This window comes from Candidatus Methylospira mobilis (assembly GCF_009498235.1).
Lineage (GTDB): Bacteria > Pseudomonadota > Gammaproteobacteria > Methylococcales > Methylococcaceae > Methylospira > Methylospira mobilis.
On sequence record NZ_CP044205.1, the window covers coordinates 1,302,579 to 1,327,233 of the forward strand.

Consider the following 24,655-nt stretch of genomic DNA (forward strand, 5'->3'; position numbering starts at 1 on the left):
GCTGGCGAAGGTACGGAGTTCCGAAGGCTTTAGCGTTTTTATGGAAGCATGCCCGATTCGACGGTTTGCAGATTGACAGTTTTTAATATATTGCAGAGGTATGCGTGCGCATTCTGATTCACAGCATCAATTATGCGCCGGAGTTGACCGGCATAGGAAAATACAACGGCGAAATGGCGGAGTGGCTTGCTGCGAATGGGCATGAGGTGCGGGTGGTGACGGCCCACCCTTATTACCCCTCCTGGTGCGTGCAGTCCGGATACGATGGCGGGCGCTATCGTTGTGAAATACGCAACGGCGTGCGGGTATGGCGTTGTCCGCTGTGGGTGCCGGCGCAGCCCTCGGGTTGGAAGCGTTTGATACACCTGGCCGGTTTCGCGTTATCGGCGCTCCCTGTCATGCTCATGCAGATTTTCTGGCGGCCCGACGTGGTGCTGGTGTTGGAGCCGCCGTTGTTTTGCAGCCCTGCCGCCTGGCTGGTCGCTCGGTTATGCGGCGCAGGATGCTGGCTGCACATACAGGATTATGAGGTTGACGCCGCGTACGCGATGGGGTTACTCAAGAGTAAGGGCGTGCATAATCTGGTTAACCGGGTTGAGCGTATGCTGTTGCAAGGTTTTGACCGGGTATCCAGTTTGTCCGGGCGCATGCTGGACAAAGCATTGGATAAAGGGGTGAAGCCGGAGCGCCTGATCCCGTTTCCAAACTGGGTGGATATAGAGGCTATCAGTCCGGTTAGCGGCGGCAACGCCTATCGGAAACAATTGAATTTACCTGAAGACGCTGTTGTTGCATTATATTCGGGTAATATGGGTAACAAGCAGGGTTTGGAGCTGCTGGCCGCGGCGGCCGGGATGCTTGACGGCAGAACGGATATATTTTTTGTATTTTGCGGAAACGGCTCCGGGCGCGCGGCTTTGGTAGAGGGCTGCAGCGGTCTCGCCCGAGTACGTTTTCTGGAATTGCAGCCGGTGGAGCGTTTGAACGAACTGCTCGGGCTGGCCGACATGCATTTGCTGCCGCAGCGAGCCGATGCCGCCGATCTGGTCATGCCCAGCAAGCTGACCGGAATGCTGGCCAGCGCCAAACCGGTAATTGCAACCGCTGATTCAGGAACCGAGCTGGGCATAGTGGTGTCCAATGCCGGTATTATTGTCGAACCGGGCGATGCTGCCGGTTTCGCGCGGGCGATTGCCGCTTTGGCGGATGAGCCGGAACAGCGCCGGCGTTTGGGGGAGGCTGGCAGGGCATATGCATTGCGTTATCTCGATAAAGCGGTAGTTCTCGAACGGTTCGAACAGGATTTGAAGCTGGCTGCCAATCGATGATCTGGCGGGTTCTGTTGGTAAATCTGCGCAAATAATCATTATATAGGGACGATGATGTCGGATATTTCCGAGATAGAATCGAAAATAAAAAAACTCCGCGAGGAGGCTAATAAGCGCGCGGTTTCGCTGATCAACACCCCCCATGCGTCGCAGAAAATCGTTGCCGGACGGGGGCATGTCTTACCTGAAAAAGCTACCGGGACCCAAAGCAGCGAAGCGCTGGCCGCGAAACAGCGGCTTTTAAGGCAAGCACGGCGCGAAGAAGCAATCCGAGACCAATTAAAAGAAAAAAACGACGCGCTGAGCAAGGAAGTGGATGTGCTGGAAGCACGTATCAGGGAATTGAGCTTGCAGATTGCAGAGAGGGACGAGCAGATTGCAGCGCTGACGGCTGAAAAGGTGCAATGGGACGAAAGTTTTAAAATTGCTGAAGAAAGCGCGCGCGACGCGCTGGAAACCAGCGATGCATGGCAGCGTGCGGCGACCGAAGAAATAAGCGCGCATGCCGTTACCGCCATGAATCGGGATTCGTTATTGACGGAAGTTGAGCAGCTTGAATGCGATGTCGAACGGTACGACGAGGCATTGCAGCGCGAACTGGATGAACAGGAGCAGGCAGCAAGCGTACAGATCGAACGACTGAAGAAGGAACTCGAATATTACAGCCGGAAAACCGTTTTCCGGATCAAGGATATAAGTATAGACGGCTGCGAGTCGAATACCGATGCGTCCCGGCCCGTACCCGCGGCTGAAAAGACAGGCATGGTTGGCGAAGAGCAGAAAACTTCCAGGAGTACGGTTCTTCACGAGCCGGCCCCGGCCAACAATTCATTGGCTTTTTCTCACCATTTACCCCTGGGGAACACTGACTTGTTCAAAGCAGACGCTTCTCCCGTTTTAAAAGTCAATATCCTGGATAACGCGTATAAAAAAAAAGAATCGATTAGCCTGGCGTTTCCCCAGGCGCCGGATCAAGTTAATCAGCCCGGAAAAAATCAGGAAGTCGCCGGACAAAATATCAAAAATAATCAGGACCTCAATAAATACCGGCCCACCTGCGATCTGGGGGAAAGACCGAATGACCCGGTCCTGTATTCCCCCAGGAAGCGGATAGCAAAAGCCTGGCAGAACAAGGTAGAGGAGTTCTCGGCAATATCCGATAACGGGTCCATTAGATGGGATCGCCGTCCTGAAGAAGGCGAGGGTACGGCCGGCCGCGCCGAAACTCTGGAGTTCAATGTACGCAAGCTGGCGGAATTAAGCATGACCGGCGCTCACGCTGAAAGCCGGCCTGCCGGGAGTGCCGCCAACTCCGGCGCGGAGGCCATGGATGAAAACCAGGTCGGCGCCGGCAACAATGCCGTTCAGCGCAAGCGCGTCTCCGTAGCGGCAGGTGTCGGCACTGTGGCGATCGCGGTTTTCCTGATGGCAGGTTTATCCATTGCCGCCAGGGACGGGGCTACATTTATACGGCCCCTCGGCGATCTGTTTGGCAAGCTTCAGCCTGGTGCGCTCAATGTTCGGCAGGGGCAAGCGTTTCCCGATGCAGGTGATCATAAATCGCAGCCGCGTGATCTGGATAACGGTTCTATAAAACAGAAACCCGCAGCCGTCAGCGCCAACGACACGCTCGGGGCGGCGGTCGTCAGTGAAAATTTCTGGGTGAAGCCGTAACCTCTTATGCCGCCTCAGCGTTTCCAGGCGATGAAAATCTTCATCCGGCCCCTGGTGAGCAAGGAATTGACGCAAATTGAAGGCGGCCTGACAAGCTGATCGAAATAAGCGGAAGGCGAGCGGATGGAGATGTCTATACACAGCCGCGTCCCGCCGATCAGGTATTACCTGCGGACACTGTGTCACTCGGGTAAAACGCCTCGCAGATGAGCTTGCCGCGCAATACAATCTTGGAATCTATTTGGAAATGCTTTGCATTGGCATTAGAATCGTTTCGTTCTGCAATCAGACAGTATTCATGAGCCGAAATGCCGAAGAAAAACGGCATTCGGGAAACTTGATCAATGAAGCGTTGCGTTACCTGAAACCTTGTTTTCTTCAGATATACCTGAGCGACAGTTGAAGTAATTGCTTGTGAAAAAGTAATATAAATTTCAAGGTGGGCTTTGACTAGATTATACACAATGATGCTCAGGTTTGCCGACGCCCTGGTTTGGCTGTTGGCGGGAGAGCTGGCAGCCCTGCTGTATTTCGGTAGTTTGCTCCATGACGCTCATCTCAATGCCTATGGCAATATTTACCAGACTATGGCGTATGTTTGTCCGGTCATGAGCTGGCTTGCTAGCCCCGTTTCCGGTCAGTATCGGTCGGGCTGGTACGATGAGGGAGTTTTTGTAATCTATAGCCGGATCCTGATCGGCGCCATTGCAACTGCGGGTTGCGGCATTATTTTCGTTTATATGATACATCAGTCGCATGGCCTGTCGCGCGGGTGGGTTGGAATCACGCTCCTGCTTGTTTTTCTGATGAGCAGTCTGCTGCGGGTGCTGATACTCACAGTGGAAAGCCGAACGGGCCGCTGGAGACATGGAGTACTCAGGCACAACGGCAAGTTGCGCCGCATTGCGATTTTGGGTTGCGGAAGGACGGCGTCAACGCTTGTTCAAGAGGTCATGAGAAATCCGGATACCGGCTATCGCATCGAAGCGGTGCTGTGCGGGTTTGCAGACGCGCATATGCACCTCATGCCGGGAGCACGCATGCTTCAGACACTGGAGCAATTCGAAGTATTCATATACAAGCACCACGTACGGGAAGTCTGGCTGATGCCGGATGCGGAACAGCCATATAATTGGGATGAGGTGATAACCCGCCTGGAGAATACGGCGGCGGTATTATGCTGGTTTCCAGGAATGCCGAAATATGTGACGCAAAAGTTTGCACTGCGTGCCGGGGCCGTTTCCTTTGAGCTAAACTCTGCGGCTATGGATAGCGACGGCATACTTCATAAAGCAATATTTGATTACCTGTTTTCAATGGCGGTTTTGCTGACGCTCAGTCCGTTGCTACTGGTAATCGCTCTCGTGGTCAGGTTCAGCTCGCCAGGTCCGGTTTTATTCAAGCAATTACGGCATGGCATCGGTGGCAAACCTTTTACCTGTTTGAAGTTTCGCACCATGACGCTTCATAAGGAATCCGGGGCGGTTACTCAGGCTAGCCGGAACGACCCGCGCATGACCACGGTGGGACGTTTTTTGCGTAATACCAGCCTGGATGAATTACCGCAGTTTATTAACGTGTTGATGGGGGATATGTCGGTGGTAGGGCCTCGTCCTCATGCTGTGGAGCACAACGACTATTACAGTAAGGAAATCATGCGCTATATGTCCCGGCACAAGGTCAAGCCCGGCATAACGGGTTGGGCGCAGATCAACGGTTGCCGCGGAAGAACCGAAACGTTGGATAAAATGCAAAGGCGTGTGGAGTTTGATATTTATTACATGAGAAACTGGTCATTCTGGCGAGATATGAAAATAGTATTCTGGACGGCCTTCCGCGGCTGGACTGGAAAAAATGTGTATTGAAGCATCACATGCGGTTATACCGCTTGGATAATTATTGTATGTCTCCATGCGTGAGTACGACTGGCTGAAGCTGTCTGATTTGATAACCAGAGGTGAGCATCCCGTCTTGGGAAACAGGAGCATTTTACCCAAAAATCAGGCAAGCGCGCCCGCACCGGATGCCGGCAGCGTGAAAGCGTCAGGTTCGTCCGTGGTCATAAACGAGGTGGTTGAGCCTGCGTCCGTGCAATCTGGAACCGAACCGGGACTGGCGAAAATTGAAGCCGGCATTAAAAAGCTGATTGAGGCAACCAGAAACAGAACGGCGGCAAACGTACCTGTGCAATCGCGTCTCTCTGCCACGGAGCTTCCGGAAAACGCCACGGATGCGGATCAAATCGGGCTGCGCATAGACGGTGCGCTTTCCGGGCAGCGCAACCTCAGGGAGCGAATCGGCGTTCTCACCGTCCGCATTGAACAATTGCGGGATACCGTTTCGGATTTAGGTAATGCGCTCGACGACTGCGGCCATCGGCTTGAGATACTAACGACGGAAAAGTCCCTCCTTGCCGAATTGAAGGTAAAGGCGGAAGAAAGCGCCAGGGCGGCGGTGGAACGCTCCAAAAAATGGGAAGCCGCCGCTACAGAGGAGATTCTAACGCATGCAGGCACTCAGGCTGAGTGCGCGGAATTACAAAAGCGCGTGGAAGCGCTCAGGCTGGAAATCGAACGGAAAAGCGAAGCAGCAGCTAAAACACGCCAGGAACGGATGGAGGTAGAGCAGGCGCGGATCGAAAACCTGAACAGACAGTTTGAAGAAATAACACGGTTGAAAACCTTCCGTGAACCGCAGGCAGATTGCCCGGATGTTCGAGAATACAACCGTAGCGGAGTCTTTCCGCCTCCTGAAAGCGAGCAGGTTGTGGCGAGCAGCCGTGACGCAGCGGATCTGCAGGATGATGTACAGGGCCGCGCCGAAACCAGCGCCAGCGAGCTGACTATCCGTCTTCAACAGCTGGAAGAGATGGTCCGCGCATTGGCAGACAACAACCGGCGCCAAGTGGATGAAGCACGGAAAGCAGGCTTATCGCCGTCGCCTCAACCGGTCACGAAAAATCAGGCGTATCCGCGGTTGCGCGATGTGATTATTGTAAGTTTGTGCTCGGCTGCAGCCACACTTTTTCTGATGCTGTGCATGGCTTTTTTTATCGCCCGTAACAGTGTCGCCTCAACCGACTACGTTATCGAACAGCGTCCGAACAATAACCGCCGCCGCAGCGATGAAGAAGGCGCCGGGTCGGAAGCAGGATCAGCTGTTTCTCCCGATACGCCGTTTTATCGTCTGCTGGGCGGCGCCCGCGTTTTGATGGAGCAGGATCGTAAAGCGATATTGACCGTCCTGTCCGCCATCGACGGAAGCGCGGGTTTATTCGATTTTTCGTCGTATTTTCTTTCCGGAGATTTTGTTTTCAAAGCGAGAGACTGGTTGGGTTCGAAAAAATCAGCGCTACCAGGGGAGGGGGCGTTAACTGCGGATTTTCCGTCTCTGTCTCCCGCACCGCCCACCGCAGCGGCGGATTCTGAGCCGGTTCCTGTTGTACCACCGCCGACCGGGGAGTCCGGCGCTTCGGCTCCGCCGGTTTCTACCGGTTTCCCTGCCGACGCTACGCACGCGGCCGGCAGCGAGTCGCCGCCAGTTACCGTCGCGCGGTGGGCCGAAACCGGGGACGGCGCGGTTTCCAAAGATTGGGTTCCGCCGCCTTCTTCCGGCATCAAGACGACGATATCGGAAAGAGCTGTCATTTTGCAGAGGGAAAAACGCGCTGCAGTCCACCTGGGACCGTTCGATGCCGTCGGAAGTCTGCAGATGGGGGCTGGTTACAACAATAATCTTTACCTTGATAACCAGCCCGCCGGTTCCTGGCAAATATTCGTACAGCCGTCGGTGAAGCTGCTTCTGGAGAGCGGACGCAATGTGTACAGCCTGGGAGGGTCCGTCAAGCAGAACAGTTACCCGGACAGCACTATCAATGATTATCTCGATCGTTTTCTGGAAACTCGCAACTGGTTCGATTTCGGAGCGCGCCACAAGCTGGATCTTACCGGCGACATGTCCTGGGCGCACAATATGTTCGGTCAATACCCTCAGCAGTCGGTTGCGTTCTCTTCCCAGGGGGTTTTTGCTTTCCAGGCGCCGATACAGTTTCACGACAGGAGCGCGTCGGCCAAATATACCTATGGCGCTTTGACCGCCAGGGGTAATCTCGAGTTCAGGCTGGGCTATAAGGAAATGCGTTATGATAATTATCCCGACCTGTATCAGCCGTTGAGCCGTAACGACACGACGACAGGAATCACCTTTTACTACCGGATTCAACCCAAAACCAAACTGCTGGCGGAGTTTAACAATATTCATTCGCATTATCCTTATAACCCTCCAGCGGGTACGCCGAACCTGGACAGCAATTTCAGGAACTATTTGCTGGGCGTTACCTGGAGAGGTACCGCCAAAACGACGGGAACCATCAAGCTGGGCTATGTGCAGAAAGAGTTTGTGAACCCGACAGCGGCAACCAGCGCGTCCTCTCCCTGGGCGACGAATGTTTCGGCGATGACCTGGCATGTCGGCGTGGACTGGGAGCCTTTCCGGTATTCGGGGTTCAGTCTTTACAGTAGCCAGAATCTGTTGCCATCCTGGTCGCTGGGCAGCACGGCAATGGACGTCAAAAATACGCATGTGGATTGGCATCACGCCTGGACCCCGCGTATCGAAAGCAAGCTGTCTTTCGATATTGGCAGTCAGACTTACGTAGGAACCACCCCCGCCTTGGTAAACAATCTTCAAACCTATGGAGCCGAGGTAAATTATCAAATGCATCGCTGGTTGCGCGTTGGGGCATCCTATATGTACACCAAGCGCGACTCATCCCAGTCGGTATGGACAGGGGATCAGAATGTAATTATGTTGAATGTAATGCTTACGCCGCCATGATCGGAGCAGGGAGGTATCGATTTGCCATCGGATTTCCGGCCTGAGACCTGTCCTTTCATGGATGTTTTTAATTTGACGACGATAATACTAAGGTGGTTTATGGTTCGCTTCTTTTTGGGGATTTTCGCGGGTTTAATGCTTTTTTCATCCTCGTTTGCAGCGCCGGAGCAGGCGGCCCCATCGGCTATTTCAGAGTACAAACTGGGGCCGGGAGACGAGATCAAGATATTGGTGGTGGGATCGCCCGACTTATCGCTGGACTTTATTCTAAGCGATGCCGGCACTATTTCATTCCCTTTTCTCGGCGAGATCTATGTAAAGCAGATGACCGCCAGCAAATTGGAGGCCTACCTGCAGGGCCGCTTGAGTCAAGGTTATCTGGTGAACCCGCAGGTCAATGTGCGCATAGTCAAATACCGTCCGTTTTTCGTTACCGGGGAAGTCGTGCGTCCCGGCGGGTATCCCTACCAGCCCGCGTTGACGGCCTACATGGCGGTGACTTTGGCCGGAGGCTTCACCGAGCGCGCCGCTCGCCGTGACCTTCTGGTTATACACGAAGACGATCCCGATCATGAACCCAGGGAAATTGGTTTGAGCGACCGCGTTCGCCCGGGTGATATTATTGTAGTCGAGGAAAGCTTTTTTTAATTGTGAATACGCCCGATAGACGCGCGTCTGATGATAGACGTCCGTCCGACCTTCAAACCGATCGCCGCGATCGTCGCGCTTCGGAACAGCCGCGCGAAGAATCCAGCGACCTGCTTGTGTACTGGAACGTGGTGCGCCGTTACTGGCTCGGCATACTATCGTTTTCTTCCGCCATAACCCTGATCGCATTGGTGGTCGTGCTGAAAATGATCCCTATTTATCAGGCTGAGGCCAGCCTGATGATCGAGACGCGCGAGGCAAAGATCGTTTCCGTGCAGAACCTCTATTCCGAGGATACCAATTCGCACGAATATATGCAGTCTCAGTTCGAGATATTGAAATCGAGAGAGCTGGCCGAACGAGTGATTCAGTCTTTACATCTAACCGAGTTACCGCGTTTTCGACAGAAATCGGACCCAGGCAGGTTTGGCTGGCGAAAATGGCTGCCTTTCCTCTCGCCAGTGCCTGCGCCGCAACCTCCGGCGGTCAACAATGAACCGGGATCTTCCGAAAAAGCCGGTGAGCAAGTGATTCAATGGTTCCAGGACTCGCTATCCGTCAATCCGGTTCGTAATTCATTGATCGTCAAAGTCGGTTTTGAGGATCGTGATCCGAACCTGGCAATGCGGATTGCCAATGCGTCGGCAGAGGCTTTCATTGAAGGCGATTTAAACAGCAAACTGGCGCAGGCGCAGAAGGCATCCGAATGGTTGTCCTCCCGGTTTGACGGCTTGAAGGAACAGTTGACGCAATCCGAGCAGAGACTGCAGTCGTTTTTGGAATCCGAGCACCTGATCGATCTGGAGGGGGTGTATACGCTGACCAGCAAGGAAGTGGTGGCGATGACGGAGAAACTGGTGCAGGTGCGTCAACAGCGGGCGGAAGCGGAAAATTTCTATCGGCAAGTGGCTTCGATTTCGAATCTTTCCGGTGAGCGCATTGAGTCCATACCGGATGTTGGCGGCGACGTCGTACTCAATGATCTGAAGCGCAAGCTGATGGAGGTACAGACCCAATATTCCGAATTTTCGAAACAGCTGGGCGCTTCTCATCCGAAAATGCAGAGTCTTGCGGCGCAGAACGCCTCCCTGACCGATGCGATTCAGCAGCATCTCTCTGCCTTGAAGTCGCGCATGAAAAACCAGTACGAGATTGTTGCCGCCAACGAGCAGGCGCTGGAAAGCGCGATTCGCGAAAATAAGGAAGAAATTCAGAGTATTTCGCGTAAACAGGCGCAATTGAAGGAGTTGCAACGCGAGGTGACTTCCAATCAGCAATTGTACGATATGTTTCTTACGCGTATAAAGGAAACGCGCGAAACCGGGGAGTTGCAAACCGCGAACTCACATTTCATCGATCGCGCCGAGTTGCCGCGGCGCCCGGTGAAGCCCAAAAAAACCCAGTTGATCGTTTTTGCCTTTCTGGGCAGTCTGATTTTCGGCGTGATCAGCGCTTTTTTGCTGGAGAATCTCGATACGTCAATCAAAGGTACGGAAGGGCTGCTGCTGGAGCCGCGCATGACCGCGGCATTGCTGGCTACCCTCCCTTTGCTGGACAGCGAACGCTTCAAGCCGGGATTGGCTTACCTGGAGAATAAGCAACCCAGCTTTTGCGAGTCGGTGCGCACCTTGCGCACCAGGATACTGCTGGCGCGTCTGGATAATCCCTACAAGGTCATTATGGTGACCAGTCCCGTCGGGGGGGAAGGCAAGACCACGGTTGCGATTAATCTCGCTTTTGCGATGTCCCGCATAAAAAACCAGAGCGTATTGCTGTTGGAAGCCGATATGCGCGAGCCGGGAATTGCCGAGTTTCTGGGGCTGCCGAAGCGAAAAATCGGTTTGTCTAATATGCTGGTCGATTCGCTGCCTCTTGATGAGGTATTGTTCAGGCTACGCTACGAAAGCGGCATTCTGGACGTTCTGACATCCGGCTCGACCCCGCCCGATATACTGGAAATACTCGATTCCGAACGTTTTTCAGAGGTATTGCAGGAGCTGAAGACGCTGTATGATGTGATTTTGATCGATGTGCCCGCCGTTCAGCGCGTGAGCGACGCATTGATACTGTCGCATGAAGTCGACGCCATAGTCTATGTCGTCAAGGCCGGAGTTACTTCTCTCAAGGCCGCGCGCGAAGGCATCACGCGTCTGCGTAGAGCGCAAGGAACCATTTGCGGGGTGGTGCTGAATCAATTCAGCGAAAAGAAAACCCGGATGTCGATACTGGCGCGTATCTGGGCCAGGCTTAAGGCGGGCGGGTGAGTGGGTATTGATCTGCATGTTGCCGTCGGTATTTTGCAGCAGGGAGACGAGGTTCTGATAACCCGGCGTCTGCGAGGCAGTCATATGGGCGGCTACTGGGAGTTTCCGGGGGGGAAGTTCGATGGCTCGGAAACGGCGCCGGAAGCTTTGGCGCGCGAGTTGCGCGAAGAGTTGGGCATAGGAATCGAACCGGCTTTTCCCCTGATCCGGTTGAAATATGATTATCCGGATCGCCGCGTTATTTTGCATGTCTGGCGAATAGCGCGGTTTATATCGACGCCGCGAAGCTGCGAGGGACAAACGTTGCGCTGGGCGCCCATCGCCGATCTGGATAATTATACGTTTTTACCGGCTAATAAGCCGATACTGACTTCAATCCGCCTGCCTGACCGCTATGGTTTCGTCGATGACGAATCCCGCGACCCCGAGATATTGTTCCGGCAACTGCAAGCGCTGGTAGGGCAAGGCATCCGCCTGGTGCGACTGCGCGCCTCCGGGCTTACTGGTGCGGATTACCGGGCATTGGCCGAGCGTTGCGTCGATTATTGCGCTGAAAACGGCGTGGCGTTGTTGCTGGCCGATGTTGCGGATACCGGGAGCGTTTTGCCGGAAGCTGCAGGCCTGCATTTGACGGCAAGACAACTGATGATGGCGGGGAAACGTCCTTTGTTAACGGGGGCGCAAAAGTGGGTTGCGGCATCCTGCCATAACGGTATGGAGCTCGGTCACGCCGAGCGTATCGGCATCGATTTTGCGGTATTGTCTCCCGTACTGCCTACGGCAACTCATCCGGGTATGTCCGCGTTGGGTTGGGAAAGGTTCAGCGCGCTGGTGGAGGGATGCAGTCTGCCGGTATTTGCTTTAGGAGGCATGATGCCGGAAAATCTGCATTTCGCGAAGTTTCAAGGCGCTCAGGGAATAGCTGCCATTCGCGGTTTTTTTGCGCAATAAAATACATAGAATTGCATTGTTATAGTGCGTTATGCGCAAAATTGGTGCTGTTGTTGCGGGAACCTGATTGAGTTTGGAAACGGTAAAAACGGGATACGCTGATTTGTAAGCAGGGTGATATACTGAAAACCACTCTGGTTTATAGTGTTTTTACCATTATTCCCTGTAAATCCGGCGATGTTTTGCCTGTAGTGCCCACTTAATTTGGTACGGTTCCTGTATGATAACGCTGTTAAGCTAATGACATTAACCTAATAATAGTTTTGAGGAGAGAACAAGCATGTCAGCTAAAGATGTACTTCAGTTAATCAAGGAAAAAGACGTCAGATATGTCGATTTCCGTTTCGCCGATACGCGCGGTAAGGAACAGCATGTCACGGTTCCGGCCAGCACCATCGACAAGAGCCTTTTCGAAGAAGGCAAAATGTTTGACGGTTCTTCCATCGCCGGTTGGAAAGGCATCAATGAATCCGATATGATACTGATGCCGGATGCGGCTTCTGCCGTTATCGATCCGTTCTTCGACGATACCACGCTGATCTTGCGCTGCGATATCGTGGAGCCTGCGACCATGCAGGGGTATGAGCGGGATCCTCGCTCCATCGCCAAGCGCGCCGAAGCTTATCTGAAGTCCACCGGTATTGCCGACACCGCGTTCTTCGGGCCGGAAAACGAATTTTTCGTTTTTGACGGCGTACGCTGGGGTACGAGGATGGAGCATACCTTTTTCCATATCGAAGGAGAAGAAGGCGCCTGGAGCTCCTCCAAAGAATATGAAGAAGGGAATATCGGACACCGTCCAGGAGTGAAAGGCGGTTATTTCCCGGTTCCTCCGGTAGACTCGTTTCAGGATTTGCGCTCGGCGATGTGTAACGCGTTGGAAGAAATGAACCAGGAAGTCGAGGTTCACCATCATGAAGTAGCTACCGCAGGCCAATGTGAAATCGGCACCAAGTTCAATACGCTGGTTAAAAAGGCCGACGAAGTGCTGGTGCTGAAATATGTGCTGCAGAACGTAGCGCACGCCTATGGCAAAACTCTGACCTTTATGCCGAAACCGCTGGTTGGCGATAACGGTAACGGCATGCATGTGCATCAGTCAATTGCGAAAGACGGCAAGAACCTTTTCACGGGCGATTTGTATGGCGGGCTGTCCGAAACCGCGCTGTTCTACATCGGCGGTATCATTAAGCATGCAAAGGCTTTGAACGCGTTCTGCAACGCTTCGACCAACAGCTACAAGCGTCTGGTTCCCGGCTTCGAAGCGCCTGTCATGCTGGCGTACTCAGCCCGTAATCGTTCGGCTTCCATCCGCATTCCCTACGTAACCAATCCCAAGGCGCGCCGTATCGAAGTGCGTTTCCCTGATTCCACCGCCAATCCGTATCTGGCATTCTCCGCGATGCTGCTGGCCGGTATCGACGGTATTCAGAACAAGATCCACCCCGGCGATGCGATGGACAAGGATCTGTACGACCTGCCGCCGGAGGAAGACAAGCTGATTCCGCGCGTATGCCATTCGTTCGACCAGGCACTGGAAGCGCTGGATGCGGATCGCGAATTCCTGACTCGTGGCGGCGTATTTACCGACGAAGCAATCGATGCATATATCGAGCTGAAAATGCAGGATGTAACCCGCTTCCGCATGAGCACCCATCCGGTTGAGTTTGATATGTATTACAGCCTGTAAAATCCGTACCTGTTCCGGGCAATCCCGGAGCATCCCTCAAACCCGCGTTGCTTATGGCTTCGCGGGTTTTTTTAACGCTCAGACGTTCCCGCTTAATCGCGGTATAATTGTCCCCCGTTATGCCCCCGTGTGTCCCCAATGTTGCCCTAAACAAGCCGGATGTCAACGCACTTAACAGCACCACTCAGGGCAATCGCGCTATCTACCCGGTTGACACAACTGATGACATAAAATATTTATCTTTGTCCAATAATCGCCAATGCTTCCAGATCCCCGTCCGTATTTTGCCGAACTAAACGATCCACGCCGTGAAACCAGAAACAAACTCCACAAACTCAGTGACATTTTGATGATTGTGGTGTGCGCAGTGCTGAGTGGAATTGAAGATTGGGTAGGCATGGAGGAATTCGCTACGCAAAAGGAGAGCTGGTATCGCGGATTTCTGGAGTTGCCGAATGGCATTCCCTCGCATGATACGATTAGTGACGTGATGGGCCGGATTGAGAGGAAAGCCTTTGCCGATGCCTTTATGCGCTGGGTTCAGGTGGCGCTGCCGAGCTTGTCGGGCGAGCAGATTTGCCTTGATGGCAAGACATTGCGCGGAAGTCGCGAAGGAGACAAGGCAGTTCACTTGGTGAGCGCCTATGCCGCCAAGGCAAGACTGGTGTTGGCTCAACAAGCGGTGGCGAACAAATCAAATGAAATCAATGCGATTCACGATGTGTTATCCATGCTGGAGTGGGAAGGGGCCGTCGTCACAATAGACGCAATGGGTTGTCAAAAAAACTTTGCCCGCCAGATTGCCGAAGCGGGTGGTGATTATGTGTTGGCACTGAAGGACAAGCATCCTACGCTCTGCGAAGATGTGCGATTATGGCTGGAGACGGAAACAACGAAGGCGGCGTTGCCCGTGCATGAGACGGTAGAGAAAGATCACGGTCGAATTGAGATACGGCGCTACAGCCTGAGCGGGAATATTGACTGGTTGGAGCAAAAGCAGGAATGGGCGGGGCTGGTAGCCGTCGGACGAGTGGAGTCAACGCGTACGTGCGGAGGTAAAACGTCTACGGAATGCCGTTATTACTTGTGTTCGTTCAATGATTTATTACGCTTTGCCGGTATCACACGAGGACATTGGGGAATCGAGAATGGTCAGCATTGGGTACTGGACGTACAATTCGGCGAGGATGCCAACCGAGCGCGCAAGGATCACTCGGCGGAGAATCTGGCGTTGATTCGGCGTATGTCCATGAATGTGATTCGCCACAATGCGCCATCAAAAGACAGCTTGCGCCGTCGTAAACTTCGCGCATCGCTCAACGACGATTACCGTACCCGCTTGATCTTTGGGGAACAGAAAACATAGCGCGATTGCCCTGCAGCACCACTCAGGCACAAAAAAAACCGCTGCGATGCGGGTTTGCGGACTTTATGGCACTTGCTCGTACGAGAGAGTCATTAGAATGTAATGTTTTTTATATTTACATTCAACAACTTGATTATATACTAAAATATAGTTACCCCCATTGTTACCCCCAGTCATTACGGTATGAGCTGAAACTCCGGCTATCCACTTCACCACATGTTGGCCGAAACACACCGCTTCTTCAGAAAGAATTGACACATGTAGCCGGTTGACTACAATTAAGCTATGATCGAAATAAAAAAAACCGATGTCTACGCCCGCTGGCTAGATGATCTGCGCGACATTCGAGCGCGTGCGCGTGTCCAAGCAAGAGTTGAGCGTCTGGCTGCCGGTAATCCGGGAGATGTGAAGCCAGTTGGTGAAGGAGTTTTCGGAGTTGAAAATCGACTATGGCCCCGGTTACCGGGTGTATTTCACGCGCCGCAGTAATGAAGTCGTAATTCTGTTGGCTGGAGGCGATAAACGCACACAGGATGCCGATATTAAAACCGCACAAAACCTCGCTCGTAATTTGTAGGAAAACACAATGAAAACCGTAACCACCCGCTACGATGTGGCAGAACACCTGAGAACCTCAGAGGAAATGGCTGCTTATCTTGATGCCTGCTTTGAAGAAGCAGACGGCGATGCGGCTTTTATAGCCAAAGCGCTTGGTGATATTGCCCGTGCGCGCGGCATGGCTCAGATTGCCCGTGATACCGGCCTTTCGCGCGAAAGCCTGTACCGGTCACTGTCCGGCGAACGCAGTCCAAGTTTCGATACTATCCTCAAGGTAGCAAAAGCGTTGGGTATCAATTTACACGCTGAAGCAGCTTGAGCCTTTTGCCATGTTGTCTCCGCTGTTCAACATCAATCGTGCTCCTCTCAAAAAATCGGATGACAATGCTGTTAACCGGCGTGCAAAACTTTCCAGGTTCCTGGGGAAAAGGGCATTGAAAAGTTTCCACCCCAGGCTGTTCAATGACCGGCTTTCTGCCGGAGAATCCTGGAGTGATAAAGGTGAATCAAGTTGCCGAAATTCGGCGGTTGCATTTCGTCGAGAAAGCGACCGTCAGCGAACTGGCTAAACAGTTCGAGCTATCCCGTCCGACTATCCGTAAACATCTCAAAACGCTGGATGACCCGGTTTATCCGTTGCGTAAGCTCCAACCCCACCCCAAGCTGGGCGCATTCCGTGATCAGCTTAAGAGCTGGCTGGAAACGGATGCCCGATTACCTGTGAAACGCCGCCGTACCGCGCAACGGTTGTTTGAATGCCTGCAGGCCGAAGGGTACGCCGGCGGTTATTGTGCGGTTCGACGCTATGTGAAAGCCTGGAAGCAGGCGCAATCCTCCTCGCCGCCGGTCACGCAAGCATTTGTGCCGCTGTATTTCCCGCCTGGCGAAACCTGTCAATTTGATTGGAGTCATGAAACAGTGGTGCTTGACGGCGTCGAACAAGTGGTGAAAGTCGCGCAGTTCCGCCTGACGTATAGCCGTCAAATGTTCGTGATCGCCTATCCGCGCGAGACGCAGGAGATGGTGCTGGATGCGCATAATCAGGCGTTTGACTTCTTCGGCGGCGTGCCGAAACGCATGGTGTACGACAACCTGAAGACCGTTGTGGATGCCATTTTTTCCGGGAAGGATAGGCAATTTAACCGTCGTTTCCTGACACTCGCCAATCACTGCCTGTTTGAGCCAATTGCCTGCACGCCGGAATCGGGCTGGGAGAAAGGTCAGGTGGAAAAGCAGGTTTGTGACATCCGCAGTTGGCTGTTCACGCTGACGCCAAAGTTCGATGATTTTGCGGGCATGAACGCTTGGCTTACTGTAATGGTTTAATGAACCCGGACACTTCCAAAGGCAGAATTTATACTGTCAGCAGAGGTGAGCATGAAGACAAACGAGACAAAATACAAGCGCCCCAAATACAGTCTGGAATTCAAGCAGGATGCCGCCAAGCTGGTTCTTGAAAAAGGCTACAGCCTGAACCAGGCTGCCGATCATTTGGGCATATCATTAAGTGCCCTGGGACGCTGGGTCCGGGCGGAACGCAAGCCTTCCGGCAATGAGTCTGCGACGAAAAAGCCAGGCTTGAATCTGGGGGATCACGATGAATTGATTCGTTTGCGTAAGGAAATTGAACAATTACGCATGGAGCGTGAAATCTTAAAAAAGGCCGCAGTCTTCTTTGCGAAAGAAGCCGAATAAAGTACGGGTTTATTCAGGCGCAACAGAAGACGTATCCAGTGACCGTGCTCTGCCGAGTGATGCAGGTGAGTAGCAGCGCATATTATGAGTGGTTAAAAGCCCCGCAGGACAGCGATAAGGATCAACAAGATCAAAAGCTTGCCGAAAATGCGAGGCAGATTTTCATCGACAATAAACAGTGCTTTGGTTCGCGTCGTTTAGCGGATCGATTGCAAAAACAAGGTCATGCCGTTGGGCGTTTTAAAACGCGGCGCATCATGCGAGATTTAAAGTTGAAGGTTCGCTATCCCAGGCGAGTCAAGGTCACCACCGATAGTAACCATAACGAGGCTCTCACCCAACCGGTTCGATCGGCAATTCCAGGTTGCCAAGCCCAATCGAGTATGGACGACAGATATTACCTACGTGTGGACCCTGCAAGGCTGGCTTTATGTCGCGGTGGTCATCGATCTGTTTTCCCGGCAAGTCGTAGGCTGGGCGATTGATGATCACATGCGGACCTCGCTGTGCGTCAAGGCCTTGCAAATGGCCTTCTGGCGCCGTAAGCCGCCACCCGGTCTGTTGCATCATCACTCGGATCGTGGCAGCCAGTATGCGAGCCGGGAATATCGCCGGCATTTAGAAGTGATGAAGATGGAACAGAGTATGAGCCGTAAAGGGAACTGTTGGGACAACTCGCCGACCGAACGCTTTTTTCGCAGCTTGAAGCATGAGCAGCTCAACTACGAAAAATTCAAGACCCAAGAGGCCGCAAAACTGAGTGTGATCGATTATTTGGCTTTTTATAATGGCCGTCGTTCACACTCAATATTGGGTTATCAGACCCCTCTCGAATTCGAGCGGGAATTTTATCGAAACGCTGCCTGAACAGGTGTCCGGTTTTTGTTGACCATTACATACCCAACGATGCAGGGAGCTGACGGCAAGAGCGCATCCTGAGCAAACCTCACGCACCATTGCGGATTGCTTTGCTGAAGAGCAACCCCTGCTGATGCCAGTCAAAGCCGTGTTTGATGGTTATGTGGAACAGATGCGCCGCGTTAGCAGCCAATGCCTGATCCGTATTGAACGTAATCGCTACAGCGTCCCAGCGCAGTGGGCCAATCAAGCAGTATCCGTTCGTACCACCGCGAATCGCATACGCATGGTGGCGGACGGTCAAATCATTGCCGACCACCCAAGGCACTTTGGGCGCGACCAGTTGATCTGCGATCCCTGGCATTATTTGCCGGTGTTAGAGAAAAAACCGGGGCGCTGCGTCATGGAGCGCCATTTGTGACGTGGGATTTGCCGGTCCCCATCAAGGTGGTGCGTGATCGCGCACTGAAACAGGATAAAGGCGACCGGGCCTTTGTCGAGCTGCTGTTGATGGCTGGAACCTTGGGCGATAACGGCTTGGATGCCTTGGAAGTGGCTTGCGACCTGACCTTGCAAACCGGTATTGTCAGTTCGGCCATTGTCCTCAATGAAATGCGCCGGCTCACCGAAGCCGCACGTCCCGCCGCTTTGCCGGAAACGAGCGTGGCAACACTGGCATTAACCGTCGAACCCATGGCCGACTGTAGTCGCTACGACAGCTTGCGGAGCGTCAATCATGTCCATTGATCGCACGGTTCAACTGAAAGCTTTGCACCTATTTGGCATGGCTGCCGCATGGAACGAATGGCTGGCCGAATACGCCAGCCGGCAGAAGCCGGTCATGCCGGAAGTCTGGCTCGACAAGCTGATTGCCGCCGAACAAACCGATCGGCAAGCCCGCAGCCTGAATGATCAGCTTAAGGCGGCCCGTTTTCCTATTCATCGCGATTTGTTGCGCTTTGATTGGAACGAAACGCCTTTGGCGTAACAGCGCATTGAGCAATTAGCCTCAGGCCAATTCATGGCGCAAGCCTACAACCTGATCCTCATCGGCGGAACCGGCACCGGCAAAACTCACTTGGCTACCGCCATCGGCATCGCCGCCATCCATCAAGGTAAACGCATCCGTTTCTACAATGCCGTTGATCTGGTCAATCAGCTCGACAAGGAAAAACAGCAAGGTAAAACGGGTAACCTGGCCAGGCGACTCCAACTCATGGATGCCGTCATCCTTGATGAGCTGGGTTATTTACCTTTCCCTGCATCAGGCGGCGCCTTACTGTTCCATTTGATCAGTCATCTTTATGAGAAAACCTCGCTGATCATCACCACCAACCTCAGCTTTGGCGAATGGATACAGGTGTTTGACGACGAGAAGATGACCACGGCGCTGCTGGACCGTATCACGCATCATTGCGACATCCTGGAAACCGGTAATGACTCCTACCGATTCAAGCAACGGAAAAAGGCCAATCTAAACCAATAACCCTAAGCGCTAACTGGAAACTTTTCCACGCCCATTAGTGGAAACTTTTCGAAGCCGGTTGACAAGTCAGCGCGATTGGATCGGTTATAGCAGCGAAGTGGGATTTTTTTGGGGTTGGCAAAGCACCTTTCAATGCTCCAGTTGGGTCTGACTCTGCCCTTCCGTGAGCTACCGCCCAGCGGAACGCTTGTCCGATGAACTGCTTTGTTCTGGCCGCAGTTTCCAAAGCACCGCGGTCAACGATACGACGCAGCGTCTTCAGTATGCCCGGCGCCTTAACCTCATCGATAAGGGTATCTCCCAGCCACGGGAATACGTCGCGTGTGAAACATTCATCGATATGCCTGTAATGACTTGTAGACCAGCGAGACTTGTTCGAAGCGAGAAACTCCAGCGCTACCGCCTTAAACGTATTCTCGCCTCCAGATGCTTTTTCCGCTGCTCGTTTGGCACTGGGGTCCCCCTCCATCGGCCAGAAGCTTACGAGCCGCATCGCGTTTATTCCTAGCATCTTTGAGACTGACTTCTGGGTATACCCCGAGCGAAAGAAGCTTTTCTTTACCGTTAACTCGAAATTTTAGCCGCCACCATTTAACTCCCGATGGCATAACCAATAAATACAGCCCTCCGCCATCAGACAATTTGAGTCGTTTGTCTTGGGCCGTCGTGTTTCGAATCTTGGCATCAGTTAAGGGCATAGGGGTAACTCGCTTTTCAAGACCTTAGTTACCCCCAGACTTACCCCCAATATAGCCGGATGTCAACGCACCTATGCGCACTCGCTAGCACTAACTAGACACAAAAAAACCCGCTGCGATGCGGGTTTGCGGACTTTATGGCACTTGCTCGTACTAACCGGTGGCGGAGAGAGAGGGATTCGAACCCTCGATACGCTATTAACGTATACACACTTTCCAGGCGTGCTCCTTAAACCGCTCGGACATCTCTCCAACTCAGCCTTATATTATAACAGGATAGACATGCAAGCGCTATTACTTTACATGGTTCGTGCAGAGCAATCGCATATAAAATGTCATGTATTACTGGAGTGGAACTTTCTGGTGTTGCTGGCGACATCCACAGCAAGAAGCCCGAATGAAGAAGCGCAACATACAAAAACGAAACCTGCCCGGCCAGCCGCTGACGATAGAAGAGATCGAAACCTTGGAACAGCTCGCAAAACACCCTCACTATCCCGATTTTCGTCGGCGTGCGTTGGGATTGCCGGCGTTGAACGCGGGACGGAGTGTCGTCGATATTTGCGGATTTTTGCATGTCAGCAATCAACCGATATACAACTGGGCCAAAGGTTGGCGAGAGAAAGGCATTGCCGGTATTCTGGGCGGACACAAGGCGGGCCAGCGGTGAAGTTAACCCAGGAAATGCTGGATGTCGCCGCAAAAATAGCCTGCCAGGAACCGCTTACCTTGGCGAAGATTGCTGTTCGCATAGCGGAACGCTTTCCCGATGCGTCCAGCTTCAGTTTGGATCGTCTCGCGGTGGGGCTGAAAGCCGGAGGGCTTTCTTTCGAGCGGAATAGGCTGTCATTGAAAAAAAACGAGATGAAGCCCGGTTTCAGCAGGTGAAGGAAGCGATGGGGAAAACTCAGCGCGATGCTCACAATGGCAAGGTCGAGTTGTTTTATTTCGATGAAGCGGGATTTTCCTGTCTACCCTCTGTTCAACGCAGTTGGTCGCCTTTGGGGAAGCCTCATTGCGCCGATGCGCGTGTCGGACATAAACGCGCAAACGTGATGGGCGCGCTGAATTATGCACAGGGAATCCTGTATTTTGATGTCTGTGACCATACTATCCGGCGTGAGCATGTCATCAACTTTCTTGATCGGCTGGCTGAATCTTCTGCACAGGAGTTGTGACTTTTGTGTGGATGGATAACGCTTCGATACATCACTCTATCGAGCAGGAAATCACCGACCGCTGGCTGGTTGATCACCGGCTCGTTCTTTTGTATCTGCCGCCCTATAGCCCGGAACTGAATTTGATCGAAATACTTTGCGGAAGCATGCCAAATACCATTGGCGTAACTTCACTTCCTGGACACGGGATACGTTGATTCAGAATGTTCAGGTGCTTCTGAATGACTTCGGCACAATGTTCCACATAGGTTATACACGATCACTTATAGAAAATAGAATCCGGCGAGTATCGTGTCGATTTGATTGTCAATTACAAACAAACGACCGCGTCGATACGGAATCATTTTTCTATCATTCTTCACCACTCGATTCGAGCGGCAAAAGCTACCTCCGCTGCATAGAGCTGGCAGCGTATTATTGCTTCAGCACCTTCTTCTTCATTTTTTCCATATGGATACGGTCATAAAAACAAAGTGTTGCACGATCTTATCACACAGTCAGCGTCACGCGGGCAATCTTGAGCTTACCGACTTGAACGATGACAGGACCGCCCTTTTGCACTTTCAATCTGGGATCGGCGATTTTTTCGCCGTCGAAACGCACAGCGCCCTGTTTAATCAAGCGTATCGATTCCGACGTACTCGACGTCAATCCAAGATCCAGCAACAAATTAGCAATCGGATAGCCGCCTTCGGGTGTTTGCCGTACTTGCTCGATGATATCTTCCGGCACCAGTCCTCGACTGAAACGCGCCTCGAAGTTTTCCAGCGCGGCTTTTGCCGCTGCCGCGCCATGAAAACGCGCAACCAGCTCCTGCCCCAACCGGACTTTGACATCGCGCGGGTTGGCGCCTTCCTCGCACGCCTGTTTCCAACGGTTGATTTCTTCAATCGGGGTAAAACTCAGCAACTCCAGATAACGCCACATCAGCACATCTGATACAGACATGATCTTGCCGAACATTTCATCGCATGTTTCGGCGATGCCTATGTAGTTGCCCAGCGATTTCGACATTTTCTGGACACCGTCCAGCCCTTCCAGTAAAGGCAAGGTCATCACCACCTGCGGTGGCTGTCCATAAGCCTCCTGCAGTTGCCGCCCGACCAGCAGGTTGAATTTTTGATCGGTGCCGCCCAACTCCACATCCGCCTTGAGCACAACGGAATCGTATCCCTGTACCAGCGGATATAAAAACTCGTGTATCGCAATCGCCTGACCGTTCTTGTAACGCTGGGTGAAATCTTCGCGCTCCAGCATGCGCGCCACCGTATGCTTGGCTGCAAGCTGGATAAACTCGGCTGGCGACAACTGGTTCATCCAGCTCGAATTGAACATCACGCGCGTTTTTTCCGGATCGAGTATTCTGAAAATTTGCGTCTCGTAGGTTTTGGCATTCTCAAGTACTGCCTCTTGCGACAAGGGCTTACGCGTCACGCTTTTACCGGTAGGGTCACCGATCAAGCCGGTAAAATCACCGATCAGAAAAATGGTTTCATGCCCCAGGTCCTGAAACTGGCGGAGTTTGTTTAATAAAACCGTATGCCCCAGATGCAAATCCGGCGCGGTCGGGTCGAATCCGGCTTTTATGCGCAGGGGTCGCCCGCTTTGCAGTTTTTTTTCCAATTCGCCGACAGGCAAAATCTCCTGCACGCCTCGCTGCAACAGCGCAAGGGATGAATTTACAGACATTGAGCAAGAATCCGTGTGTTTGTAGGATTAAAGCTACATTCTATCATAAACTTAGTATTATTCGGAGTACGCTGGCACAGAGGAGGCGAGGAGAGGCTGTCGAGACACACGCAGAAGCCTGTCGGCCCTATACTTTTTGCTACTCCTCCGTAAACCTGCCCGCGCTGTGGCTCCGTGCCTGCATGTGAAGAAGTTATCGACTACGGCACCTGCATAACCGATCTCGCCAACCTCACCCCCAACTCTTCAAACAACAAACTCGTTGGTACTGTATAAGCTTTGCCAAGTTTCTTCAGTTTTAAATCAATTATCGCGGATCAGCCGAAAACCAACGGCCAAAAGCTTGGCCATCGCACCGAAACCTGCTTTTGCATCCCCACGCACGTTAGGCTCCTGACTGTCCCAGGCGCCACCAAGAAAGGTACGGCAAGAACAATCCTTGTTGCAACAACCGGTAGTCCACTCCGCAACATTGCCGCTCATATCGTATACTCCAAAAGCGTTGGCTTGTTTTCCTCCAACCTGATGAGTGCGTCCACCGGAATTCCCTTCATGCCAGGCAACCGCATCTATATTGTCGGAGCCGCAATATTTGTGACGGCTTCCGCTCTGACAGGCCATGTTCCATTCTTTTTCTGTTGGAAGCCGATAATGTTTACCGGTACTCTGGTTAAGCCGCTTGATATACTCCTGAACTTCGTCCCAGCTCACCTGTTCAACCGGGCAGTTATCGCAGCCGGTAAATTGCGACGGGTTGTTTCCCGCAATGGCTCGCCATTGCCCCTGCGTGACTTCGTATTTACCAATGGATATGCGGGATGGAAGATGCACCATCTCCGGACAATGGGGGCAATCCCGAAAACTTTTATCGGTATCGGAATTGGGTTTTTTCTTGCACCAGACTACACCGTCAGGGGCGGTATAACAGGTCTGAGAGTCCAGGCACGGATTTTCCTCAATGATAGAGGGTTGCTGATCCAGCGACAGATCGTCGGGTTGTACGGCGTAGACGGAAAGAGGCCAAATCACGACCATTAACAAGGCCAGTTTTACTAAACCATATAAAAGTCTCATGGATTTCGTACCATCGCTTGGTTTGGAGGCGTTGATTGTGCGTTGTTTCAGGCAAAAATGAAACACCATCGGCCAATCTTCAAGATTGTTGTGATATTTCGAGTAAAACAGCAAGTGCCTGGCCGATGCTTTTATTTTCCTGGTTTGGGCCAGCTCCAGTTAATCAAGCTGGTTTCCGGCGCGCGCATGTCGATACAGTCGACCGGGCAAGGCGCTATACATAGTTCGCAGCCGGTGCATTCCGAGGCGATAACGGTATGCATCCGTTTGGGCGCGCCGAGTATCGCATCGACCGGACAAGCCTGTATGCACAAGGTGCAGCCTATGCATTTGGCTTCGTCGATAAAAGCGACGGAACCAGCAGCTGCACGCTCCTTCTCCTCGTTCAACGGCCTGGTTTCCACGCCCAGCAGTTCGGCCAGCGCTTTTACTCCGGCTTCGCCGCCGGGAGGACACTGGTTGATTTCCGCTTCGCCGCAGGCGATAGCGACGGCATACGGCTTACAACCCGGATAGCCGCACTGGCCGCATTGCGTCTGCGGAAGCAGCGCGTCAATTTTATCGACCAGCGGGTCGCCTTCAACTTTGAAGCGCTTGGCCGAATAGCCGAGGATAAGTCCGAATCCGGCAAACAACGCACAAACAAGCAGTACCGCCAGCAT

At 52.8% G+C, this 24,655-nt stretch carries 26 protein-coding genes, 1 tRNA gene and 2 pseudogenes; 22 read left to right on the top strand and 7 right to left on the bottom strand.

Annotated features, from left to right (window positions below):
• The first annotated feature begins 104 nt into the window (after positions 1–104).
• Both F6R98_RS05640 and F6R98_RS05645 read left to right on the top strand, forming a co-directional pair.
• Entirely contained in the window at positions 105–1,328 is a 1,224-nt protein-coding gene (locus F6R98_RS05640) for a glycosyltransferase WbuB (protein ID WP_153248158.1), read from the top strand.
• 54 nt (positions 1,329–1,382) lie between these two features.
• Positions 1,383–3,002, top strand: coding sequence for a hypothetical protein (locus tag F6R98_RS05645; protein ID WP_194270159.1), 1,620 nt, complete (start codon positions 1,383–1,385; stop codon positions 3,000–3,002).
• Between the two features lie 157 nt (positions 3,003–3,159).
• Here F6R98_RS05645 and F6R98_RS05650 read toward each other — a convergent pair whose 3' ends face one another.
• On the bottom strand, positions 3,160–3,465 hold the full coding sequence (locus tag F6R98_RS05650; protein WP_153248160.1) for a hypothetical protein: 306 nt from the start codon (positions 3,463–3,465) through the stop codon (positions 3,160–3,162).
• 1 nt (position 3,466) lies between these two features.
• On the opposite strand from F6R98_RS05650, the gene F6R98_RS05655 reads away from it, so the two are divergent.
• The 16 genes and pseudogenes from F6R98_RS05655 to istB all read left to right on the top strand — a co-directional run bounded on the left by F6R98_RS05655 (position 3,467) and on the right by istB (position 19,354).
• A complete protein-coding gene (locus tag F6R98_RS05655; protein WP_153248161.1) occupies positions 3,467–4,867 on the top strand; it encodes an undecaprenyl-phosphate glucose phosphotransferase in 1,401 nt (466 codons plus the stop codon).
• Positions 4,868–4,913: 46 nt separating this feature from the next.
• Positions 4,914–7,838 carry an outer membrane beta-barrel protein gene (locus F6R98_RS05660; protein WP_153248162.1) on the top strand — a complete coding sequence of 975 codons (2,925 nt, stop codon included), beginning with the start codon at positions 4,914–4,916 and terminating at the stop codon, positions 7,836–7,838.
• A 135-nt stretch (positions 7,839–7,973) separates the two neighbouring features.
• Positions 7,974–8,486, top strand: a complete 513-nt coding sequence (locus F6R98_RS05665; RefSeq protein ID WP_228125112.1) for a polysaccharide biosynthesis/export family protein — start codon at positions 7,974–7,976, stop codon at positions 8,484–8,486.
• 2 nt (positions 8,487–8,488) lie between these two features.
• Positions 8,489–10,750 carry a GumC family protein gene (locus tag F6R98_RS05670; RefSeq protein WP_153248164.1) on the top strand — a complete coding sequence of 754 codons (2,262 nt, stop codon included), beginning with the start codon at positions 8,489–8,491 and terminating at the stop codon, positions 10,748–10,750.
• Positions 10,751–11,701, top strand: coding sequence for a Nudix family hydrolase (locus F6R98_RS05675; protein WP_153248165.1), 951 nt, complete (start codon positions 10,751–10,753; stop codon positions 11,699–11,701).
• Between the two features lie 280 nt (positions 11,702–11,981).
• Complete coding sequence (gene glnA / locus F6R98_RS05680; protein WP_153248166.1) at positions 11,982–13,391, top strand: glutamate--ammonia ligase; 1,410 nt, start codon at positions 11,982–11,984, stop codon at positions 13,389–13,391.
• Between the two features lie 259 nt (positions 13,392–13,650).
• A complete protein-coding gene (locus F6R98_RS05685) occupies positions 13,651–14,757 on the top strand; it encodes an ISAs1 family transposase (RefSeq protein ID WP_153248167.1) in 1,107 nt (368 codons plus the stop codon).
• 436 nt (positions 14,758–15,193) lie between these two features.
• Positions 15,194–15,334: a type II toxin-antitoxin system RelE/ParE family toxin gene (locus F6R98_RS22970; RefSeq protein WP_455423470.1), complete on the top strand. Its 141-nt coding sequence runs from the start codon at positions 15,194–15,196 to the stop codon at positions 15,332–15,334.
• 9 nt (positions 15,335–15,343) lie between these two features.
• The gene (locus tag F6R98_RS05695) at positions 15,344–15,634 is read left to right on the top strand and encodes an addiction module antidote protein (RefSeq protein WP_153248168.1); all 291 of its coding nucleotides are present in this window, start codon (positions 15,344–15,346) and stop codon (positions 15,632–15,634) included.
• 143 nt (positions 15,635–15,777) lie between these two features.
• Positions 15,778–16,641 (top strand): IS21 family transposase, encoded by an 864-nt coding sequence (gene istA, locus F6R98_RS05700; protein ID WP_228125113.1) that lies wholly within the window; start codon positions 15,778–15,780, stop codon positions 16,639–16,641.
• Between the two features lie 51 nt (positions 16,642–16,692).
• Entirely contained in the window at positions 16,693–17,010 is a 318-nt protein-coding gene (locus F6R98_RS05705) for a transposase (protein ID WP_153248169.1), read from the top strand.
• A 59-nt stretch (positions 17,011–17,069) separates the two neighbouring features.
• Positions 17,070–17,294: pseudogene (locus F6R98_RS22710) on the top strand (IS3 family transposase); the annotation flags it as partial.
• 37 nt (positions 17,295–17,331) lie between these two features.
• Complete coding sequence (locus F6R98_RS05715; protein WP_228125224.1) at positions 17,332–17,877, top strand: IS3 family transposase; 546 nt, start codon at positions 17,332–17,334, stop codon at positions 17,875–17,877.
• Positions 17,878–18,040: 163 nt separating this feature from the next.
• Entirely contained in the window at positions 18,041–18,289 is a 249-nt protein-coding gene (locus tag F6R98_RS22715) for a Mu transposase domain-containing protein (RefSeq protein WP_407079306.1), read from the top strand.
• Positions 18,286–18,615, top strand: a complete 330-nt coding sequence (locus tag F6R98_RS21900; RefSeq protein ID WP_228125115.1) for a hypothetical protein — start codon at positions 18,286–18,288, stop codon at positions 18,613–18,615. Before F6R98_RS22715 ends, F6R98_RS21900 begins: the two co-directional genes overlap by 4 nt.
• Positions 18,605–19,354: pseudogene (gene istB / locus F6R98_RS05725) on the top strand (IS21-like element helper ATPase IstB). The gene F6R98_RS21900 and the pseudogene istB overlap by 11 nt, the downstream one beginning before the upstream one ends.
• Before the next feature lie 34 nt (positions 19,355–19,388).
• Here istB and F6R98_RS21545 read toward each other — a convergent pair.
• From F6R98_RS21545 to F6R98_RS05735, 3 genes are all read right to left on the bottom strand, one after another.
• The gene (locus tag F6R98_RS21545; protein ID WP_228125116.1) at positions 19,389–19,847 is read right to left on the bottom strand and encodes a tyrosine-type recombinase/integrase; all 459 of its coding nucleotides are present in this window, start codon (positions 19,845–19,847) and stop codon (positions 19,389–19,391) included.
• Positions 19,759–20,052 (bottom strand): Arm DNA-binding domain-containing protein, encoded by a 294-nt coding sequence (locus tag F6R98_RS22720; RefSeq protein WP_153248172.1) that lies wholly within the window; start codon positions 20,050–20,052, stop codon positions 19,759–19,761. Before F6R98_RS22720 ends, F6R98_RS21545 begins: the two co-directional genes overlap by 89 nt.
• A gap of 161 nt (positions 20,053–20,213) precedes the next feature.
• A tRNA-Ser gene (locus F6R98_RS05735) sits at positions 20,214–20,304 on the bottom strand.
• 145 nt (positions 20,305–20,449) lie between these two features.
• Here F6R98_RS05735 and F6R98_RS05740 point away from each other — a divergent pair.
• From F6R98_RS05740 to F6R98_RS22425, 4 genes are read left to right on the top strand one after another with little or no spacing between them, the layout of a single operon-like run.
• Complete coding sequence (locus F6R98_RS05740) at positions 20,450–20,722, top strand: helix-turn-helix domain-containing protein (protein WP_194270162.1); 273 nt, start codon at positions 20,450–20,452, stop codon at positions 20,720–20,722.
• Entirely contained in the window at positions 20,719–20,940 is a 222-nt protein-coding gene (locus tag F6R98_RS05745; protein ID WP_153248174.1) for a hypothetical protein, read from the top strand. Before F6R98_RS05740 ends, F6R98_RS05745 begins: the two co-directional genes overlap by 4 nt.
• A gap of 8 nt (positions 20,941–20,948) precedes the next feature.
• Positions 20,949–21,230, top strand: coding sequence for a transposase (locus F6R98_RS22420; RefSeq protein ID WP_153248175.1), 282 nt, complete (start codon positions 20,949–20,951; stop codon positions 21,228–21,230).
• Entirely contained in the window at positions 21,227–21,427 is a 201-nt protein-coding gene (locus F6R98_RS22425; protein ID WP_265588135.1) for a transposase, read from the top strand. The genes F6R98_RS22420 and F6R98_RS22425 overlap by 4 nt, the downstream gene beginning before the upstream one ends.
• 292 nt (positions 21,428–21,719) lie before the next feature.
• Here F6R98_RS22425 and tyrS read toward each other — a convergent pair whose 3' ends face one another.
• From tyrS to rsxB, 3 genes are all read right to left on the bottom strand, one after another.
• The gene (tyrS, locus tag F6R98_RS05760; protein ID WP_153248177.1) at positions 21,720–22,919 is read right to left on the bottom strand and encodes a tyrosine--tRNA ligase; all 1,200 of its coding nucleotides are present in this window, start codon (positions 22,917–22,919) and stop codon (positions 21,720–21,722) included.
• Positions 22,920–23,222: 303 nt separating this feature from the next.
• Positions 23,223–23,993, bottom strand: a complete 771-nt coding sequence (locus F6R98_RS05765; protein WP_228125117.1) for a formylglycine-generating enzyme family protein — start codon at positions 23,991–23,993, stop codon at positions 23,223–23,225.
• Between the two features lie 131 nt (positions 23,994–24,124).
• The gene (gene rsxB, locus F6R98_RS05770; protein WP_153248178.1) at positions 24,125–24,655 is read right to left on the bottom strand and encodes an electron transport complex subunit RsxB; all 531 of its coding nucleotides are present in this window, start codon (positions 24,653–24,655) and stop codon (positions 24,125–24,127) included.

Coding starts and splice junctions, on each gene's coding strand:
- F6R98_RS05665 (WP_228125112.1), top strand. CDS start 7,974: ATGCTTTTTTCATCCTCGTTTGCAGCGCCGGAGCAGGCGGCCCCATCG.
- F6R98_RS21545 (WP_228125116.1), bottom strand. CDS start 19,847: ATGCGGCTCGTAAGCTTCTGGCCGATGGAGGGGGACCCCAGTGCCAAA.
- F6R98_RS05695 (WP_153248168.1), top strand. CDS start 15,344: ATGAAAACCGTAACCACCCGCTACGATGTGGCAGAACACCTGAGAACC.
- F6R98_RS05660 (WP_153248162.1), top strand. CDS start 4,914: ATGCGTGAGTACGACTGGCTGAAGCTGTCTGATTTGATAACCAGAGGT.
- F6R98_RS05685 (WP_153248167.1), top strand. CDS start 13,651: ATGCTTCCAGATCCCCGTCCGTATTTTGCCGAACTAAACGATCCACGC.
- F6R98_RS05655 (WP_153248161.1), top strand. CDS start 3,467: ATGATGCTCAGGTTTGCCGACGCCCTGGTTTGGCTGTTGGCGGGAGAG.
- tyrS (WP_153248177.1), bottom strand. CDS start 22,919: ATGTCTGTAAATTCATCCCTTGCGCTGTTGCAGCGAGGCGTGCAGGAG.
- istA (WP_228125113.1), top strand. CDS start 15,778: ATGACCGGCTTTCTGCCGGAGAATCCTGGAGTGATAAAGGTGAATCAA.
- F6R98_RS05765 (WP_228125117.1), bottom strand. CDS start 23,993: ATGAGACTTTTATATGGTTTAGTAAAACTGGCCTTGTTAATGGTCGTG.
- F6R98_RS22715 (WP_407079306.1), top strand. CDS start 18,041: ATGCGCCGCGTTAGCAGCCAATGCCTGATCCGTATTGAACGTAATCGC.
- F6R98_RS05740 (WP_194270162.1), top strand. CDS start 20,450: ATGAAGAAGCGCAACATACAAAAACGAAACCTGCCCGGCCAGCCGCTG.
- rsxB (WP_153248178.1), bottom strand. CDS start 24,655: ATGCTGGCGGTACTGCTTGTTTGTGCGTTGTTTGCCGGATTCGGACTT.
- F6R98_RS22420 (WP_153248175.1), top strand. CDS start 20,949: ATGGGGAAAACTCAGCGCGATGCTCACAATGGCAAGGTCGAGTTGTTT.
- F6R98_RS05645 (WP_194270159.1), top strand. CDS start 1,383: ATGTCGGATATTTCCGAGATAGAATCGAAAATAAAAAAACTCCGCGAG.
- F6R98_RS05705 (WP_153248169.1), top strand. CDS start 16,693: ATGAAGACAAACGAGACAAAATACAAGCGCCCCAAATACAGTCTGGAA.
- glnA (WP_153248166.1), top strand. CDS start 11,982: ATGTCAGCTAAAGATGTACTTCAGTTAATCAAGGAAAAAGACGTCAGA.
- F6R98_RS22720 (WP_153248172.1), bottom strand. CDS start 20,052: ATGCCCTTAACTGATGCCAAGATTCGAAACACGACGGCCCAAGACAAA.